The organism is Paenibacillus donghaensis, assembly GCF_002192415.1.
Classification (GTDB): Bacteria; Bacillota; Bacilli; order Paenibacillales; family Paenibacillaceae; genus Paenibacillus_AQ; species Paenibacillus_AQ donghaensis.
In genome coordinates this window covers 4,159,309-4,178,871 of the sequence record NZ_CP021780.1, presented here as the reverse complement: position 1 = coordinate 4,178,871, position 19,563 = coordinate 4,159,309, and the positions used below count along the sequence as shown (strand labels likewise).

Here is a 19,563-nt window from a genome sequence, read left to right as displayed (position 1 = left end):
AAATGTTCCATAAACATATACTAAATGCTACAATAATTTCACTACCAAATATAGGAGATGACTTTTTGAAATGTAAAAAATGTGGCTATGAGATGCCGCGAGATAATAGATATTGTTTTAGTTGCGGAAGTGAAATTGATAGTTCTGCACCCGTAATAGATTTCAATACAAGGCCAAACAAAAGATCAGTGTATGACTATCTTGCATATGCTGGGATCGCTTTTTTGATCCCTTACTTTCTTTTTTCATTGGGTTCATGTAATATATCAAGTCCGAAAGCAAAAGAGGTGAAAGATTGGACGCGAAAAGACTACAACAATTTTATGGAATATAAAGAGAAGGAGTATCAAAAGAGAATGAATGACACTCCGCTGCTTAAGTAAGTGAATGAGAATTAATTGATTTGCAATTGAGATTTAATGGTCCCTAACTTTGACAACTCCTCATCCAGTATTTCTTCAATACGATCAAATTCCCAGTAGGGGATGCGGATGAGGAGTGTTGTTTTTAAACTTTGATAACTTCTTTTGATGAGATAAAAAGTCTACCTAAAAGGTCTAGCCCTTTCGCTGTAACCAATGTTTGAGTAAAGTTTTTTCCATTCTTAGTAACTTCTCTAACGAAAAAATGATTGCTTTCTAAATATTTCTGGTAGGGTAGATTATTCCACATAAGAAATTTTTTATCTCGCAGTATTTTCAACATTTTATTTCTTCCAATTTTCAATGACTTTGCAACCTCGTTAAATGTTTGATTGCTTTCAGCATCAATCATTCTGTGATAGATTTGAACTTTAGGTTTTTGTTCTTGAATTTCTTCCTGAAGTTTATCATTTTCCTCTAATTGTCCTAGCAGTGCGGCTACGGCTTCTTTATAATTTTGAGGGATTGATTTAAATACTTGTATCTTATCTTTTCTTATCTTTTTAATCATTTCTGATACTTGACGCTGAAAAGATATTGCTTGAGGAAGATTTGATGCCATTAAAAATATATATAATCCATTTTCATTAATAATGTTAGTGTCATAACTCTTTCCATCAGTTGACCTCAGTTTACAGCCAACTGAAAAACCCTCAAATCTCTCAAAATTCTTTCTGATTAACTCGTTTGCATATTTTCTTGGGTTCGAAGCGCTAAGTGCTTCTGCAATTTGCTTAGGAATAAACCAAGCATCTCCGCTCCCATCCCATAGACTACCGTCTTCATTTAAAGTATCAACCTCAAAATTCTCGAATTTAATTAAGCTCATTTCCACACTCCCCTTTTATGTAAGAATTTATGAATCTCAATTAAAGTATTACAAGGTCGAAGAGAGGACTCTCTAAAGAACTGAAAAACATCTTCCCGATCCCATCCAATAACCTCCTCATATTCATATGTATCTTGGAGATTCATTTCCTCCATCATGCCTAATATAAGATTTTTGAAATCATATTCTGGAAGACTTTCGCCCATCTTGGCGGTAGTGTATAATTTATAAGTCAGAACATCTTCACCGTGTGTAATATTGTCTTTGGCTTGTTTTGCATCACTTGCTACCGTATTCCATGTGCGTCCAAACTGATCTCTTACATAATAAATGTTTAAATCTGTGTCGGAATCGAGTGGAGCTATTAACTGAACTTTAGTGTTCATTGATTACCATCTCCTAGTAATATTAAATATCTTCTAGGGATATTGTACAACGCTAATAGATATTTGTAAACAGATATTGTTAATTTATTCTTATTAGTATATAATTAAAAGTGTATATGTTTACTTTATAAATAAAGGTGGTCGTATTTTATGATAAAAATTAAGGTGGCAGAAATGCTTGGAAAACACAAGATGAGCAGAAAGGATTTGTCTGACTTAACTGGTATTAGACAAAATACAATAGGGTTATTATATGATGAAAAAATCAAAAGAATTGAAGTGGAGTGGTTAGACAGGATGTGCAAAGTATTCAATTGCTCATTATCTGAATTGATCGAATACGTTGAAGATTAATGCGGGATATCAAAAGAAGCGCCGAAATAAATGGCGCTTTTAATAATATATATTCATTATTGTATGTACATAAAAGTGAATGTTTTATTTATATGTTTACTTCATTAAACTTATCCATCGCTGGTTTGATCTCTAACTTCTCCAATATACTATGTATAAACAATCTTCCTTTTTGAGTCCACTTTGTATTCATTTTCGTTTGATCCACTCCAAGACTATCCTTGTAGTGATGGGTTTCTGATTTAGTATACCCTTGATGTAAATGCTTCTTTAGCAACAACCATTGACCATTTAGTTTATGCTGAACTTTTTCCTCATTTAATATCTTATTTAACTTCTGAGGTGTTAAATCATAATCTGAAGCAATTTGACTAATCAAAATAGCATCTTTAGCATTTAGAATGGTATCAAAGTAAGTTACTTTTGGAGTGTATTCTGCAACGACTTGTTCGAGTATGAGATTATTGGTTTGAAGCAATTCCGTCTCTTCGCGTTCTTGAATCCATCTCTTAGCACGTTCAATAGGATTATCTATCATGTAAGACGGAGCATTAGTAACGATACCATATGTTCCTGTCTTTTGGATAGAAGGCAATACCTCTTCAAACAACCAATCTTGGAATGGCTCCGCGTTTGGCATTTCGGATTTACCCAAAACACGATTTAGAGCTAGATTAGTGAAAAAAGATTCTCCGGTGTTGTTTAATTTCGTTTTCGCCGTATTAGCGAAATCGGAATTTTTAACCTTAAACACTTGATCGCTCTTACATAGCTTAATAACATTCTCAACTCGTTCATAATCTAAGGCAGCAGATACGTCTTTTGCTCTGATTAAAAAATCACCCTTAAACCCAAAGCTCACATCTTCCTTGGTCAAGATCATTACTTCGTTTCCTTCAAACATTTGCAGTTGACCATTTTTCAAATTATCATTCTCCCTGTTATTATATTTACGAATAAGTATCCGCAAATATAATATATCACAAGGAATTTATAAAGTAAACATATATATAATAAATAATGTTAAATGAGAGTTCACATAGTAAAAAGCCAACATTGGTATGCTGGCTTATTTGTGGAGCATTGAGTTAGGATATGGGATGGTGTGTTACATCATATAACCCTGCAACCCATTGTAGGTTGATGTTCCCTTTGTAGCATAATCAATAGCTTGCTTTCCAGCGTTATCTTTGATTGTAGCATCTGATTTATATTGATTTGTTAATTCACCTTGATAAAATATACTCTCGTTAATTACAGCTAACATAAGCGGTGTTTGCCCAGAACTATTTTGAACATTTACATTTAAAGCATTGACCTTAATGATAGAGTATACTGCAAAGTTATCTTCCAGAACTACAAAATGTAAAAGGCTATTACCCGTTTCTTTATCAATGGAGTTTGCTGTTATTTCTCCTGCTGCAATTCCTACTTTAATCTTATTTGCATCCAGTTTGCCCTCTGTTGAGTATTTGTCATGTAGCCCTTGCACATATTCCCCTCCTGTTTTAGTTGTTGCTGTGCTTACATTCTTGGTAGCGTCGCCCGATTTGGCAGTTGTTGTCGCCCCCTCTTTAAAAGTAACTGCCGAAGATGTTACGCCAGCAACAGAATAACCAAATGAATTACCTGCATCACGAACTGGAACGTACAACTTATTATTTACGTTCATCGCTTCCACGGATGACTGATTGTTGCCGACCACTATTTTGACTGTTTTTGGAATCGCTTTTAGGTATGTCGCAGCGCCTACGGCAGTTCCGGCTGTTAAAGTTACACCTACAATTAGACCTAGAGCAAACGTTGAAACTTTCTTCATAAAATATGTACCTCCCGGTTTTGCATATGGTATATATCTAGTTACAGTATATACCATATGTATCGGTATTTTAATACTAAAAGATTAGTATCAAATATTTTCAAAAAGGAATTCCGATCCTTTGAAAACCATTTTATTATCTGGTCTTATTTCAAATAATGCACCAGTTGTGTTCCCAATCTTGATTGTTCCATTATCGGAGGTGACTGTAAAATCTTTAGTGGTAACTTGCGTTTTACTACCATCAGAGTTAACAAAAACTCCATCATCCCTCAAGTCGACACTTCTGTCATGACCATAATTACTATTCCCGTAGTTTATCTTCAAACCACCATTATATTTGCTTATTTTGCCTCTACCACTTGTTGCTGTTGCCCCATCACCAATACCCATTGAAATAAAGGGGTTCGCACTATCGCCTGTTCCGTCAAATGCAAATTCTGCCTTGATTTTCTTATTGGCACTATCAATGGTATATTCATATACAGGCCAAGGGGTGACATCTGTTGTCATTCGTCCGGTCTGTGAAGATTCAACCCAATAAAGAGGTCTTCCATCTGAAAGGGTTTTGTGTGCTCCTTGTGCTGCAATACCAGTTATCCATTGGATAGAGTTGCCTTCGATGTTAATGAAATTAGCCCAACTACCAATTGCCGAGCGAGTCATAGTCGAGAGACGTTGCGCCGTAAGGTTGCTTATGAACCCAAATTCTGCCGACACTATAGAAGCCGCTAACATCTCTGCGTCTATGCGCGACGCACCCACGAGATCCCACCTGTCTAAATAAAGCCTTTTTGTTGAAGCATCAATCATCAATGCATCTTCTGATTCTCCGCCAAATGGATCACTCGTGATTTTTAACCGCTTAGCAACCAAATCAATTGCATGGAGTACACCATAAGTGTCTGCATAGAACACCTTTTCTCCGTTACGCTTAATTGAGATTCCATCTGTGGCATTTAGTACAGTTTCTACGATATTATCTGAGCGAGTAACTGTAATACCGTTTAATGCGTCAACAACCACTTTATTATAGCTTTCGCCAAGTTGTAAACTGCTCCATTTGACAGCATCTGTTATCTCATTAATGATTCTCTGCGCCTGATTGTAGTATGCCTGAAACTTGTTGGCGAACACATCTCTATCAATGTCAGTTGTTGCACTCATATCAGCCAGTAGGGGGATTACGTAGGCAACGAGATTATTGAAAGCAGTAGTGAATGGGGGTATGTCTATAAGCACTTTTGTGTAATTGTCACGCTGAGACGTTTTATACTGATTCGCTTGCTGTAGCAGTTTAACATATTCAGTTTGAATAGTTTGCCATTCCTGCTTCAGAGTTAATTTTTCAATGGAAGTGAGTTTATTATCTGTGATAATATTCGTAAAACGTCCGATATTGAGATAGCTTGAATCAATATCAAGGAACACATCATTAAAATCGTTAACAATCGTTAACTTTTTGGCGACCAACTCTTCAACCCAAAGCCGACTGTCTTCAACGTTAATGTAGAACTTTTTAATCCAGTTTCCGTTGACTTGTTTTTCTATGGAGATGCCATCGGTTGCGTTGAGCCTTGTTCGATACATTTCATCGGAACGTGTAACAGTTATACCATCCAAGGCATCGAGCAAAACGTTGTTATATAGCGAACCCAATTGCAAACTACTATATTTAATAGAATCATTAATCGCCTGAACAATAGCAACAACTTGATCATAGTATACTTTAAATTTCAAAATGAACTCATCACGATCAATATCAGATGTTGTAGTCATGTTGTTGTCAGCGAGAAGAGGAGAGAGGTAGGCAATCAGATTATTGTAGGCAAGAGTAAAAGGGGGGATATCAATCATAATCAGTGCATCTCTGCTTGTGATCTTATAGATATTGGCTTGATCAAACAACTTAGCGTATTCAGATATTATTCTGGTTCTTTCACCTAATACCTGAAGCTTTTCAATCCCTGTTAACTTACCATCGGTAATTATTTCAGTAAACTTTCCAATATTCATCTGCTTAGTATAGCTATCTAAAAGCAATTCATTTTGATCAGATAAAATTTTCAGGCGTTTTGTTGTCATATCTTCGCTATACAGGAAGCCATTAATATCGACATTGAATACGTCCACAAATGAATGACCATTATACCGTTGAATCTTAAATCCATCATCACTGTCAGCAATGACCTTGTTTATAAGGGTAGAGTTAATATCATTACTATTATAACGATTAATTATCATCCCAAACTTGTCAGGATTCTCTTCATACAAACCTAGTTGCATTGCAATTCGACCATAACGATCTTTAATAGTAGTTCTTGGGCCTTCCATTAGCCATATCCCTGCTGCGTCACCAACAATGACTCGCTGTGAAAGGATAATTTTTCCATATAACGTCTCTGCAATTATCCCATCTGCGGTGAGCGCAGTTTCCCATCGCTGTCCACCTGATTTTGTGAGGCCAATGGCTCCTGATGTCATCCTGATAAATCTCAATGGGTCATTTGGGTCAACAACAGTTATTCCACGATTATCAATGGTAGTTGTATTGTTAATACTCATATTAATCTGATTCGTAACTTTGTCCCAAAACTGGTCGAACAATAAACTCATATCTGAAACATCAACGACTGCTTTTAACCAATCTTTTTTATTAGCATCTATAGTAGTTGAATAGTTTGCATTCTTCTTCAAATAATCATTCATCTTTGATACAGTAGAGCCATCATTTCTAACATTGGCAATTGTTAAAGAGATGCTTTCGCCTTCAAAATCATAATTTATTTCAATTATCTTTGCTTTGACTCTGACGCCCATTCGTTCGTATCTAACAGTAATATAGTCGCCCAATACAAGTTTGTCCCACTTTGACTGTTCCTCGATTACTGACAAAAAATTAATAATATCAATATTCATGGTCAATTGAGGCACTTTAACTTCATCAAAATGCTTTTGTCCCTCTGTCAGCAAATCTTTAGGATCAATACAGCTATCGTTGCTATATGTATCTTCTTTTACAAAGGATTGTAACTCGATTAATTGATCGGGAGTAAAGTTTTTACCACTTGATAATAGACTTTGTAACTGTGTTATCTGAGTCATGATTGTAGTAAGATAACTCTTTTGTTCTCCGATCTCCGCTTTTTTCGAATCAATCTGCATTTGTTTGTTACTGGGAGAGTAGCGATTGATAATCACGTCGTCATTATTGGGTGCGTCAAACTCATTATCATTAATAGCTGTGAGTTGGATATCAATTACCGATGAACCGCTGCCTGTTATAAGAACACTTGAAGTAGTTAAGTCCTTAATTTTACCTAAGAGGGTCCACTTGTTAGATGTAGCCGTTTTTAAGTTACCATTCAATGAGACTTGTACGTTTTGAGCATTTGAAACTTTCACCATAACACCGTACTTATACATGGTTTGAAGAGATGTGAAATCAATAGTACTTGGTGTACCATTATGATTCATAGATTCAAAAAACATAGTGGGAGAATTGTTATTTCCCAGTTGATAATTATCTACAATCGTTAGTATCGCTTTAAGTTCATTCTGCCTGTCTGTTAATTCACTTTCTTTGGTTGAGATTACTACACTATAATTATCTCTTTGGGTTTTTAATAATTGGAATTGATTCTTATTCTGTTCAACTAGTTCTTGATAATCTAAAATTGCGTGACATAAAGAATCTGACATTTGATAACTATGCTCAATTACATTTTTGTTTACATCCCTGCTGAATGGATACATAAAATACGAATAATCTTCCAGATAACTTTGTCCAGTAGGGGAGATAGAGTTGATAGTCAACCCATCTTTTCCTTTGAGATAAAGTCTAGTAACAACCTCGTTAGCGTCAGACTTCTTATCAAAACTCTTAAGAAAACTTTCATATGAAAAAGTTAGCCCAGTATCCAACCCAAATACTTCGGGCTTTTTCATATTTACTGTTTTATTCTCGGTATTGAATATAGTTACCGCATTGTAGGTATTCCCAACATCATAGATTGCACCAAGAATTTTATTATCTAAGAATTCAAAACTTCTTTTAGATAGTTCAAAGTCTACATCTACATCACCAATTTCCCAAACCGTTTTATCTAGGATTTCATTTAGTACGGTTCTAGCACCTTTTGATTCTGCTTTATATCCTTTAAGAATTCGCTTTGCTAACTCAAATTCCAAACTTAGTGCTGTAATTTGTTTGTAGTCGGACGTATCAGTCATAACTTCATTAATTGCAGTTATCATGTACCAGTTAATACTTTTACCAAAGACCATCTTAATAAGATAGTTTTCTTTAACTAAATCAATATTTTTATTTTTACGTAGAGCATGATTATCATCAATGTAGTAGGGGATATTTAATGAAAGCTCATTCGTTTCATTTACTGGTGTCTTTAAATTGTCCCCGTATGCCTCACTCAATTTGCTGATAATTTCTTTATTTGGTTTAGCTAGAAAGTAATTGGGCTTATACGGCTTTTTGAAATAATCTATATCTCCTAGCATAAAACTCCTCCATATTAAAGAGGGCTGTTTTAAATAACCAGCCCCAATGTTTTACCATCCTTGTTTTGTTTTTTTATTCCACAGTTCCTCAATGCTGTCGGTGACGATCTTGGCTCCTTCCTTGTCTCCCTTAATATTGTCAATACGAATGCTTAAACTATTGTCAATTGCTTGTGGTGTTTTGACGTTATTGTTGAATATACCCTGCGGAAGAATATTGGCAATATTGTTACCCAAACTACTGAAAACATCTCTCGAAATATTAATTATCTTTAATAATTTAGAGGTATCGAATTTATCCAATACAAGCTCTTTTTCATGCGCGAGTAGGAATTGACCTTCATCTGGCATACCAGCGGGGGTCATACCGCCCATTTTTGCAGAAAACACCTTATTCTTTAATTCCTCGTATGAGCCATCAGGGAACCCATATTTAGTACGATATCCGACATTTGTGCTATTTAATGATTCAAATTGAGCCTGTTTATTTTTATAATCAGCAGAATTTTTTATTAAAGTACGCATATCAGCCTTAAGCTGTTCTGCTTTTTGTTTGTTAGAGAGATAACTATCCCAAGCGGTCTGTTTTTCTGATCTGCCGCCAGTTACAGGGTTGGTATTCCCATTGCCCGATTCAATGCCTGATCCAGTACCCGTATCATTGTTGCTTTTGTCTGCTAGGGGATAGTTTTGAGCATATTTTTCATCAACACTCATCGCATATTTAAGATTAGAAGAAATCTTATCAGCGTATAATTTAGAGTTTTTTTCTAACTCCTGATAAAAATTTGTATAAGCAGCCTGAACAATGCCTAACTCATTCTGTATTCTAACGGTGTCGCCACTCATTAGGGATTGCTTCATATTATAAAAATACTGTTCGTCATTGAGTAGGCCATTATAATAATCGTCATTAATCTTTATGAGACTATCAATATTCCTGATGAACGATTTATTCTTATCATCTTCAAGCTTTTTCTCTTTATCAACAGCATTCTTACGATCCTCAAGTTGATCTGACAAACCATCCTTGCGAATAGTTATTTCTCTATCGCGTTGGAGTTTTGTGATTTCTTCTGCTTTGGCATCAATCTCTTTTTGGATGTCGACGCGCTGTGCTTTGGCTTCAAGGGAATCATCTAATAGCTTACTACTAAACTTAGCATCAAGTTCTGCCTTTTCTTTTTGTAGTATAGCTAATTGTTTCTTATAATCATCTTCAGAAACTTCTCGATCTAAACTTTTAGACTGAGCATTAATATTATTCTCGAACGCCTGATACTCAGACTCTAGATTATTAATTCTGGTTTCGTGGCGTTCATTTTCTAATTCTTTTTCTTTTTCATATGCATCTTTCTGGATTTTTTGCTGTTCTTGAAGTAACTTTTTATAATTCTCAATTATTTTATCAGCATAATCTTCTCGAAGTGATTTAACCGCATCCGAGTATTCATAAAGACTCAGAGTATATTCTCTAAGTTTGTTTCTATGTTCTTCTCTAGCCGATGCTGTTAATTCTTCATTTCTCGACTGGGTTTCCTCATAGTCGATAAGTTTTTTGGTAACCGAAATCTTATCACTAAGAATAGAAACCTGATCTTTAATTGCTTGATTATACTCTTCCGATCCTTCTACATAACCCTTCATCTTTGCTTCTGAGAGATCCAATTGATGATTCAATTCAGACAATTCATTCTCTAGAGGATAAGACTTAGAGTTGATTAACTCTGCGTTTAAATCCTTAATCTTCGCAGTATAATCTTCTAATTTGGCTTCATCTAGTATTTTATTCAAGTCGGATTTCTGTTTAGCATTCAACTTCTGATTTGTTAGTTGTTTTTCCGTACTTACAATCAACTCATCATTAACAGTTTTTTGCTTCTTAGTAGTGGCAATTTGAATATTCAGTTCTTTGTTATAGTCAGATGATCCTTCTTCAAGCTGAGACATCTTATTCTTGGAGCTATCAATTACATTTCCAAGATCAGAAATGCGTTGCTTCGATGAGTCAATGGAAGAGGTGATGTTTGCATACACCTTAAACAGTTTTTCAGCCTGAACATCCAACCAATCTGAAGACAATTTCTTTAAATAAGCGTCATAATCAGCAAATTGAACGCCTAAAGCATCCATCATGTATTGGAGCTGATTCTTCTCATCACTTTTGATCGATTGGATTTTGCTCTGAGAATTAATTTGTTTATTGTTCTCATTGCGCCATTCAGCAGAGTTGGGATCAAGAGTATCTTGTTTTTTCTTAGATGCTTCAATTGCGCTCTCTTGGTCGGCAATTAACTGTTCAAACCCTGTTTTAGTGTTATCCAGACTCTTAATATAAGCAGTGTGGATCTGAGAATCTAGAGCAACAAGTTTGTCTTCTGCCTCTGTTTTTGCATCAGCTTTTTCCTTTGCCGTAGCGTTGTCAGTTTTAACAGTTTTTCCACCAACTTTAGACGTAGACTTACCATCGGAGGAAGAGGAGAGAGGGGTATAAGATGAATCAGAAGCAACGCGTCTAGCACCTTCGTATTTATACTTCTGTGTCCATGTCTTGCTATTTAAATCTTGCTCACTAAGCCCCTTGTTCCCCATTTGAATAAACTTGCCGTTTCCGGTATACATACCAACGTGGGAATTTGCCTTCCCGGTAGTATTAAAGAATACCAGATCCCCAGCCTTTAGATCCGCCTTAGAAACAGCAACACCCTGTTTGGCTTGTTCTGCTGCTGTGCGGGGTACTTTTACATCAAGAAATTCATCAAACATTTCTTGGATAAACTGAGAGCAATCCGATACTGCTCCATCGACAAATTGATCGTAAGTACCCTTAAACTTACCCCCGACTTGCCCGTAGGTGAAATTACCTTGGAGGCTACGTGCAGCATCAACCATATTAGCAATGGCGCTAGTGGAGGCGGTAGAGTCGGAATCAGATGCTTTAGTTTTAACCGTGGTCGTAACTTTAGTGGAAACTAACTTTGATGGATCTTTAATACCCTCTTCATAGAGTCGCTTCTGTTCCTTGAGTAAGGATATCTCTTTGCTGATGGATTCCTGACGTTCCTTAGAGCCATCCTTGAGTTTATCCTGAGAGTTCTGGAGCTTCTTTTGTGCAACATCAACAGCGAGGAGTTCTTTCTGAAGATCAGTGAGGATTTCTACGGTATTGGATACTGAGTCGTAGTTTGTGTTATTGGCTTTGGTGGAATCTTTTGTTGATTTTTCTGTTTTATTTGCTACAGTAACAAAGTCTTCTTTTACAGAGTTGAGGATGCTAAGTTTTGCAGACAATGCATCAAGACCGGACTTTTCAATAGACAGATCGAGAACGGTATCATCACCATTTCTCAAAATAGCAGCAACCTGTTTTTCAGCTAACGATTCGCTAATGGTTCCATCTGAAACTCCGGCGTTTAAAGAATCAATTCTTTCTTGAGCTAGTGCTTTTCGTTTTTTATTGATTGCAGCAACTTCAATTTCCATTGCTTCAATCCGTTTTTTAGCACCATCAATAGCCTGTTTTGTCATAGCTATTTCAGCATTAACAACAGCTATTTTCTCATCCTTCTTAGACTTAATGAACTCTAATACCTTATCTTTACTAAGTCCAGTAACCTTTATAAAGTCTCCGTATTTTTCATTCATTTTGGTAATAGTAGAAGTAGAAAGATTGTTAGATTTTTTCAATTCATTCTGAGCAGATGTTAAAAGTTCAATTTCATCAGATGAATCGGAGATAGACTTTACAAATGCAGTCATCTCATCTGACGTTCCATTCATGGTGTCATCCAGTGCCTTCATAGCATCCGTCAGAGAAATAATTTCGTCTTTTGAATCTTCGGCGGTGTCACCGACTCCTTCGACGCCATCATTTACACCTTGAAAATTGAGTTGACTAATTGCAACTTGGAGAATGTTGTATTGATCTTTTGTTAGTCCGGCAGCACCAGCCACTTTTTCAAGGGATGCAACAGCATCATCCATCGAATTTACATCTGTCTTTTGGAATGTATTGAACAATTCAGTTTTAAACTTATTTAATACTTCTAGATCGTCTGTTTTTGCTGTAGCAACGATAGACGCAAACCCATCGGCAAGAACTCTTGTAGACGCTTTAACCTCAGTACCACCAGCCTCGATGGTGTCGGCGTAGGCAGAGAATTGGGCCTTAAATGCTTGTTCTCTTTTACTTACTACTTTGTCAAGTTCGGTTCCAGCAGTTTCTAAAGTTTTTCTGGCATCGATAATTGCTTGAGCAATATCTTCACTGAGATCCGCAATGGCTCTTTTTGTGTTTTTAGCGTCATTGGGGTCGATTTCAAGGAGTGCGTTCTGAGTGTAAGGTAGTTGCCCTGCGTCGTTTTTAATTACGGTTTTATTTGCAACACTGTCTTCAATGTACTTCTGCTGTTTTATTAATTCATCAAGTTTTGCTTGAGCCGTTTTTCTTGCTGATTCTTGAGTTTGAATGTCAGAATTTATCTGTGTCTTATTGGCCTTGTACTCATCCAATGCTCTTTGTTGCTCAATCGCTGCTTCTTCTTTTAATTTGTCGATTCTATCGCCTATGGCGGCAGTGTTGGCCTGTACAGCATCAGTCTGATCCTCGACAGTTTTCATTGTTACGCCGTGTTTTGATGCTAGATCGGATTCAACGCCAGCAAGTCTAATTTTTTCTTGCGTGGTTAGATTCGTTTTATTTGCTAATTCATTGTATTCATTGGACAAATCTTGAAGCTCTTTTAGATTTCCTGTTTTCTCTTTAAGTTGATCAAGACTTGATCCTGCTTCATCAACAACTTCGGATGTTTTCGCGAAATGTCCTATAACTTTCTCAAGTATCCAACCCAGACCAACAAGAGCTGCCCCAACACCAGTACTAATCAACATACTCTTTAAACTTATTCCGGCAAGTTTTGCGGAAGCAGACAATCCCATTAGTCCCATTCTTGCGCCACTTGCAGCAGCAGTCATACCAAAAAGACTGGCAATTGTGGTTGTAATGTTAACTATAAAAATCCTAAAACCAGTGCTTAATAACATTAATCCAGCATAAGAAACACCGAATAAGACAGGGAGGAGACCAAAGTGTTCCACTGTGGATGCGAGAACATTCCCCAAGCTTGTTAATAGTGATGTTATAACCACAACCGAGTCCGAAATAATTGCATTTCCCATAGCCAGTGCAAGTGTATCCCAAGCTGTTTTCATCTTTTGAATTCTGGCTTCAAGTGATTGCATATATTTTTCGTTTTCAGATACGGCAGACCCTTGTGAATGTAAAGCTGTTTCTGTCGCATTTACCGATATCTGGTAATTCTGCATGAGCGCGAGGAACCTGGAGAGCTGAAATCGGCCAGCCAAATTTACAGCAGTATTTTGTTGTTGTTCCTTAGATAGACTTCCCCACTTAGAGGCCAATTCATCGAGAATAACCGGAGCATCTTTAACTTCTCCATTCAGTTCTCTCATTTTAATACCAACGGCTGCGAGGGTTGATTCTGATTTACTCATTGTTGTTAAGCGAGAATAGATTGTTTTCAGTGCGTTCATCCTGTTACTTTCAGATCTTTATTGACAGATCCTACTGACTATACTTACAAATAGAAGTATAGCGGAGGCGGTACTCCTTTAAAGTGTCTTTACACTTGACCGCCTCTCTGTGCTTTTTTGTATCTGGGTTATGGCACAAGATCAGACTATATCTTCATCTAGAAATACTAGATGCTCTGCGTGTAGTCGTTACGGGGATATATTGTTATTATTTTGCTTTTTAATAGACTCTCAATATTTTCATAAATTTCATGTTCCCAAAGAACTATGACCTTGAATCCATATTTATTAAATGTCTCAATTCTTATCCTATCTTTTTCTACTTGAGCAATTTGATGCTCATTTGGTTGTATTAAATTATCTCCGTATATATCTGGATTAGTATGCCAATAGTCTCCAAAAACTTCAACAATAATATTGGTATTTGGTAGATAGAAATCAGCGTAGTATTTATGGAAAAATCCCTGCTCCTGAAGAAAAGGAATATTGTTTTTTAATAGCCACTCTTTAACCATTTTTTCAGGAAGAGTTTCACCTTTTGTCATTCTGTATTTTTCATTTCCTTTATATTTGGCAATTTTAAATGATTCTTTCACTATAATGTTTTTAGCCCAATATCTTTGTTTGCAGAACTGAGAACAAAATTTGCTAGTTTTCGATGCATGACGGGTAGTGAAATACTTATCTTTGCATTCAAAACATTCCTTTTCGATTTTTCCGCCTCTAAAATTGCTTGATTTTTCACCTATCCGTTCTCTTGACTGCCATAAACCTTGACATTTTCTTGAACAAGTGATCTGATTATCATATGTACTAGCTTTTACTTTGAATTCACTATTACATATTAGACAATTTTTAGTGATGTTCTGTGTCCTCTGTCTTTTGTTATATTCTCCAACGCATTTATTTGAACAGAAATAGAGACCACTTTCGCTTTTATCACATTGAGTTTTATTTCTGTAAAACGATTTATCACAAATTCCGCACCTATGTAGTAGTGTTTTACCAAATAAATATTTACATTCTTGAGAGCATATATGATTCTCTGCTCTATTAATTTGATGAATTTGAAGTTTATAAATTTTTCTACAAACATCACATTTAACATCTGCTTTGATCTTAGAACTTTTGGGAACCTCAATAAAACTTGCCTCAAATACATCCCCATATTTAGTGAATTTATACCCAAGTTCTTCATAGTGTTGTTTAGTATTACCATGCCAATTAACCAATATTTTTTGTTCTGTGATTTTCAATTTAATCTCCTATCTAAGTAGTGTCCAATCTATAAAACGTATATTAATAACAATATATCTTCCCTCGGTATTACGTTCCCCAACGCTTCCACCGATATAGCAAAGTTTTCATTAATCAATCACTTGATTAAGCGGCAACAAGTTTACCGACCACTGCTCCTGATTCTCTAGTTGCTGTTGTAATGGCTGTTGTGTCTCCGATTAATTTATCGATAGTAACACCAAAGGTCTTTCCGGCTGAAGCAGATTTATTTATACTCAATGCAAGACCTTGCGAACTTACTGCGAAATTGTTATCTACTTCGTTAATTTTATTCGCTACTTCGATACTTTTACCAGCCTCAACACCAAATACGGTCATTGATGCCGTTAGCGTATCAACAGCCTCGGTTGGTGTTAAATCAGATATGTTTTGAAATAGAGTTGCAGTCTTAGCAAGCTCAACAGTTTGATTTTCATCAAAACCCATTCTGGCAAAGCCAATCGCATTTTCGTTTACCTCTTTAATACTTCTACCTAACTCATTAGCTAGTCCTATATTTTTTGTCAACATGCTATCGAAGTCAGTATCTTCATCCATAACACGCTTAAGTTGTGTCAATTGCGAATCGACTTCAATAATTGTTTGCGTCATCTGTTTTAAAGCATTAATAGAACCATAGAACAAACTACCCACACCAGCATACATAAGCATGCTGCTAAAGGTCGTTTTTAATATATTTCCTAGTCCTTGGACATTAGGAGACGCATTTCTAGCCTCTGCACCAATACGATTAATCTGATCGGTAATTTCTTTTGACTTAGTCTTGAAATTGGCTGTTTGAGTGTCTAAGCTTTTTAATTGCGCCAACAAACTTGTCAATTGGCTTGAATCAACCTTGTCCTTATGCCTACCCGAAAGCAGATTGTTAATCTGGGTCTCTGTACGTAATTGAGTAGAGGAGAGGGTAGCACGATCTTTTTCAACTGTTTTTTGTCTCGAAGCTAAATTATTCAAAGCTTCTATTCTTCGATTAATCCCAGTCAATTCACTATCAGTTAATTGCTTGCCACTATTCTTAGCAGCATTAAGATTGCTCAATACTTTATCGTATTGTCTATTGAGAATATCGAGAGCCTTGGCTTCAGCAACGCCACTAGAGGCGCTATTTGTATTTTGTTTACCAGAGAAAGCGGAATTGATTAATGACTGAGTTTGTTTTTGATTCTTGGCAATCATATCATTGTTCATTTTGATTGCTTGATAGTGAGCCTTATCTGTTGCTTCTGCTTGTTTATTTGATGCCTGGAGATTCTTCCAATCTAGGTCGCGATTCTTTTGAAGTGCTAGATAATGAAGTTTATCCATAGCTTCAATTCTAGATTGATTCGTTTTGAGTGCGTTGTAATGATCTCTATCCAATGCCTCAAGTGCTTTATAGTCCTTTAGTTGATTTGTGATATTATCAATATTCTTAATAGAATTATCTGGTAAATAGGTAACAGTTTGCTTAGAATTATCAACGTTATTCCCTGATGTAACGGTACGAATGCCCTTACTGTTGGTTTTTTCGCGTTCAATTTGCCACTTTTGTTCTGCCTTAATAGCTTCATTTGTGGCTTTTGTTTGATCTTGGATGCTCTGAGTAGTGTTCTTTGAGCTATTATTAACAGCATTATTGGCCGTACTTTGTTGTTGAAGCTGAGAGGTAATAGTATTAAGATTCTTTGACAATGATTGGATGTTATTTATAAATGACTTATCTATATTAAGTTTTAAATCAATTTTTTGGAGGGAAGGATGCTTGCTTAATGCCCTAATTGAAGCGTTAAGGTCTTTCAGTGCGAGACCTGAATTTAGCTTAGCCGATATGAGTATTGCCAATGGGTTTGCCATTATGTTTAAACCACTTCCTTTTGATATTTAAGTGAAATATAAAAAAGAAGAGATTTAAAATCTCTTCTTACTGGTCTTCATATGTAATTTGTTCTACAATTTCAGCCAAACAATCGTAAACGTCTGCATCTTTACCTTCTAATTCAGAAGGACCACGGTTCAATACCGATTCTTTAACTGAGAGAAGCATCTTTTTATTTTCTTCATTTTGCTCGATGTAAATTTCTTCGAAACTCAGGTCTTGAATTTCTTTAAGTCGTTCATCGTTATTTTCAAAAATCCACTTATCATTCTCAATAATGGGATCACCGGAACTATCTTTTACTGTGTAGTCAACATTGATTTCGCGTAATTCATCTGTGAACACTTGATACTTGTCGATTAGGATTTTTTTGAATCTTGAACGCATTCGACTGTCTACACGATCTAGCCTAAGAGAATGGAGGTAGCTGATAAATGGCTCAAGTTCAAATTTCTTAATTTTCATGACTTAACTCCCCGAGAAGCCCTTATAAGAAAGGGCTTGTATATGTATTTTTATGATAAAACGATAGTTTGATGCTAACCGAAAATCTTATTTCTTTCTTCTGCAAAATCCCTTAGATCGTAATGGGCGATAGTTGTAGCGATATTTTCATGATGCGCTACGTATTTTGAGACTATTTCGATAGGGATCTTTTTAACTTCCAACAAATATGTAACACACGATGCTTTAAAAAGATGGGGGTTAATCCGTCTTCCTAAAATATTTGAAAGAGTTTCTTTGCAAAACTCGTTAGCCCAAGCTTCTGACATTGAACCCGTTTCTCCGCTATATTTAGTAGTAAAGATATATTCAGCTTCATAGTCACGTTTTTCAATCCATAACTTAGCATACTGCAATGCTTCTTCGTTGACCATATAAGGTTCTTGCTTTCCATCTTCGCCACGACCCTTGAGGCGAATTATGTGAGACATTGTATAACCGCCGCCTTCAACAATAGGGTAGTTCAAAATTTCAGTTTTAAACTGTGGGATCTCTGCACGTCGAGCACCTACATTAAAAGCAAATGCTACCCACGCAGCACCAAGATAGTTTTTATCATTCACCATTGTTTTCATTATTAGATCATAGTCGTCTTTTGATATCTTTACTTTGTTGTATACGCTATTCTTGGTTATCGCTGGTAGACCGCGAGTGAAGTTTCTAAACATCTTATAGTTCTTATCATCATCTGCCACAACATTTTCAATATAATTACAAAGACTTGAAACACACGCCTTGCGTAAACCAATTGCACTGGATGACATTTTTCTCGTATCTCTCAAGAAACTAATATATCTCAAAAAATCTCGTTTACTAATATCGTATAGAAATTTATTGTTCATGCTCTTATATATGTAGTAACCGAACTGCCTTAAGCAGGATCTATATTGAATTTTAGTTTTTTGACTATGTGCTTGAACCGAGATGTACTCTTCGACCAAGTTGCGATAATCTTCATTAACCATTTGCCATTTTTGTTCATCAACAGGAGGTAGCTTTTCGGCTGTCTCTCTGAGCATATTTTTATTAAATTCTGCCATTCATCCATCGTCTCATTTCCCTTTACTTTATCAAATTACAATTTCATCATCACTTCACAAATCACTTCTGAACCTTCAGTCCCTGAACTTCCAAACCCTTCATCAGCGCATGTTCAACACTACCGTCATTTCTCAATTCATCACGAGTGACTTCTGTAAATAGCCTACTCTTATGTGTATAAGGGAATGCCCATTCCTCGTTATATCCAACGCCAGTTTCAACAACGACTCCTACATTTTTGTTGCCATCCATCCGATGACTCTCAATGGATACGGTGTTATTATCAATCATCTCTACTTTGATATTAGCGTCATCAATTAAACCACCATTTTCGCGTTGGCGTTCATAAATAACGGGGTCATATTTATCATAAACCTCTGTCTGGATGTTCTCTTTAAGTTTTTTTCTAGCAACACCATTACCCACATCATTTTTGAGTGATTGCGCAATCTGTTTGTTTAGATGTTTTTCCAAATCTTTTAGGCTTTTAAACTCCATCAGTTACAGCTTCTTCTTGAGTACTAATAGTTTGCTTAATTGCTAATTCACCTAGCAATTCGCCAGCACGTTTACTTGAAATATCTAGTTTTTCATAAACCTTCTGAACTTGTTCATGATCGAATCCTTCAATAACTGCTTCCATAATGCCAGTATCATAAAGAGCGAGGGATGTATCTACAAGTTCTTGAATATCATCGTTTGTTTTAGGAATCATCGGTACATCTGAGAATTCTCTAAGAATAAAGAGATGGAGTATTCCAGCGGTTCCACGAAGTAAGTCGTCAGAAATAGAAGATGAGGTGCTTAATTTTTCCAATACAGAAATATAATCCATGACTACCTTATCCACCAATGATTCTTTAAATTCAATGGAAACATTCACTTCATCATTGTCTTCAAGAATATAGATTTTCCGTTTCTTATCGAGTTCCTTACTAAGTTTATTGATTTTTGCTGCTGTAAGTTTAGCCATTAATTAATCT

General features: G+C 36.0%; 14 protein-coding genes. 2 read left to right on the top strand and 12 right to left on the bottom strand.

All coding sequences use genetic code 11. The features are described 5' to 3' along the window. Positions 1-65: 65 nt before the first annotated feature. Positions 66-383 carry a zinc ribbon domain-containing protein gene (locus B9T62_RS19275; RefSeq protein WP_087916771.1) on the top strand — a complete coding sequence of 106 codons (318 nt, stop codon included), beginning with the start codon at positions 66-68 and terminating at the stop codon, positions 381-383. Positions 384-507: 124 nt separating this feature from the next. On the opposite strand, the gene B9T62_RS19270 is transcribed toward B9T62_RS19275, so the two are convergent. Further along, positions 508-1,251, bottom strand: a complete 744-nt coding sequence (locus tag B9T62_RS19270) for a phage antirepressor KilAC domain-containing protein (protein ID WP_087916770.1) — start codon at positions 1,249-1,251, stop codon at positions 508-510. Then, entirely contained in the window at positions 1,248-1,637 is a 390-nt protein-coding gene (locus B9T62_RS19265) for a hypothetical protein (protein WP_087916769.1), read from the bottom strand. The genes B9T62_RS19270 and B9T62_RS19265 overlap by 4 nt, the downstream gene beginning before the upstream one ends. A 150-nt stretch (positions 1,638-1,787) precedes the next feature. On the opposite strand from B9T62_RS19265, the gene B9T62_RS19260 reads away from it, so the two are divergent. Next, complete coding sequence (locus tag B9T62_RS19260) at positions 1,788-1,991, top strand: helix-turn-helix domain-containing protein (RefSeq protein ID WP_087916768.1); 204 nt, start codon at positions 1,788-1,790, stop codon at positions 1,989-1,991. An 88-nt stretch (positions 1,992-2,079) separates the two neighbouring features. On the opposite strand, the gene B9T62_RS19255 is transcribed toward B9T62_RS19260, so the two are convergent. The 10 genes from B9T62_RS19255 to B9T62_RS19210 form a co-directional block, all read right to left on the bottom strand. Beyond that, positions 2,080-2,916, bottom strand: a complete 837-nt coding sequence (locus tag B9T62_RS19255) for a phage antirepressor (RefSeq protein ID WP_087916767.1) — start codon at positions 2,914-2,916, stop codon at positions 2,080-2,082. A 183-nt stretch (positions 2,917-3,099) separates the two neighbouring features. Further along, positions 3,100-3,810: an ankyrin repeat domain-containing protein gene (locus B9T62_RS19250; protein ID WP_087916766.1), complete on the bottom strand. Its 711-nt coding sequence runs from the start codon at positions 3,808-3,810 to the stop codon at positions 3,100-3,102. Positions 3,811-3,900: 90 nt separating this feature from the next. Further along, entirely contained in the window at positions 3,901-8,328 is a 4,428-nt protein-coding gene (locus B9T62_RS19245) for a phage tail spike protein (protein ID WP_087916765.1), read from the bottom strand. 51 nt (positions 8,329-8,379) lie between these two features. Then, positions 8,380-13,881, bottom strand: a complete 5,502-nt coding sequence (locus B9T62_RS19240) for an NlpC/P60 family protein (protein WP_087916764.1) — start codon at positions 13,879-13,881, stop codon at positions 8,380-8,382. A gap of 167 nt (positions 13,882-14,048) precedes the next feature. Then, positions 14,049-15,137 carry a PDDEXK family nuclease gene (locus B9T62_RS19235; protein WP_087916763.1) on the bottom strand — a complete coding sequence of 363 codons (1,089 nt, stop codon included), beginning with the start codon at positions 15,135-15,137 and terminating at the stop codon, positions 14,049-14,051. Positions 15,138-15,264: 127 nt separating this feature from the next. After that, on the bottom strand, positions 15,265-17,013 hold the full coding sequence (locus tag B9T62_RS19230) for a phage tail tape measure protein (RefSeq protein ID WP_087916762.1): 1,749 nt from the start codon (positions 17,011-17,013) through the stop codon (positions 15,265-15,267). Positions 17,014-17,080: 67 nt separating this feature from the next. Beyond that, positions 17,081-17,500 carry a hypothetical protein gene (locus B9T62_RS19225; RefSeq protein WP_087916761.1) on the bottom strand — a complete coding sequence of 140 codons (420 nt, stop codon included), beginning with the start codon at positions 17,498-17,500 and terminating at the stop codon, positions 17,081-17,083. Between the two features lie 74 nt (positions 17,501-17,574). Continuing rightward, a complete protein-coding gene (locus tag B9T62_RS19220; protein WP_087916760.1) occupies positions 17,575-18,579 on the bottom strand; it encodes a tyrosine-type recombinase/integrase in 1,005 nt (334 codons plus the stop codon). Between the two features lie 61 nt (positions 18,580-18,640). Beyond that, a complete protein-coding gene (locus B9T62_RS19215) occupies positions 18,641-19,078 on the bottom strand; it encodes a hypothetical protein (protein WP_087916759.1) in 438 nt (145 codons plus the stop codon). Then, positions 19,068-19,553 carry a hypothetical protein gene (locus tag B9T62_RS19210; RefSeq protein WP_087916758.1) on the bottom strand — a complete coding sequence of 162 codons (486 nt, stop codon included), beginning with the start codon at positions 19,551-19,553 and terminating at the stop codon, positions 19,068-19,070. The genes B9T62_RS19215 and B9T62_RS19210 overlap by 11 nt, the downstream gene beginning before the upstream one ends. Between the last annotated feature and the right edge of the window lie 10 nt (positions 19,554-19,563).

Coding starts and splice junctions, on each gene's coding strand:
- B9T62_RS19270 (WP_087916770.1), bottom strand. CDS start 1,251: ATGAGCTTAATTAAATTCGAGAATTTTGAGGTTGATACTTTAAATGAA.
- B9T62_RS19265 (WP_087916769.1), bottom strand. CDS start 1,637: ATGAACACTAAAGTTCAGTTAATAGCTCCACTCGATTCCGACACAGAT.
- B9T62_RS19260 (WP_087916768.1), top strand. CDS start 1,788: ATGATAAAAATTAAGGTGGCAGAAATGCTTGGAAAACACAAGATGAGC.
- B9T62_RS19250 (WP_087916766.1), bottom strand. CDS start 3,810: ATGAAGAAAGTTTCAACGTTTGCTCTAGGTCTAATTGTAGGTGTAACT.
- B9T62_RS19245 (WP_087916765.1), bottom strand. CDS start 8,328: ATGCTAGGAGATATAGATTATTTCAAAAAGCCGTATAAGCCCAATTAC.
- B9T62_RS19240 (WP_087916764.1), bottom strand. CDS start 13,881: ATGAACGCACTGAAAACAATCTATTCTCGCTTAACAACAATGAGTAAA.
- B9T62_RS19230 (WP_087916762.1), bottom strand. CDS start 17,013: ATGGCAAACCCATTGGCAATACTCATATCGGCTAAGCTAAATTCAGGT.
- B9T62_RS19225 (WP_087916761.1), bottom strand. CDS start 17,500: ATGAAAATTAAGAAATTTGAACTTGAGCCATTTATCAGCTACCTCCAT.
- B9T62_RS19220 (WP_087916760.1), bottom strand. CDS start 18,579: ATGGCAGAATTTAATAAAAATATGCTCAGAGAGACAGCCGAAAAGCTA.
- B9T62_RS19215 (WP_087916759.1), bottom strand. CDS start 19,078: ATGGAGTTTAAAAGCCTAAAAGATTTGGAAAAACATCTAAACAAACAG.
- B9T62_RS19210 (WP_087916758.1), bottom strand. CDS start 19,553: ATGGCTAAACTTACAGCAGCAAAAATCAATAAACTTAGTAAGGAACTC.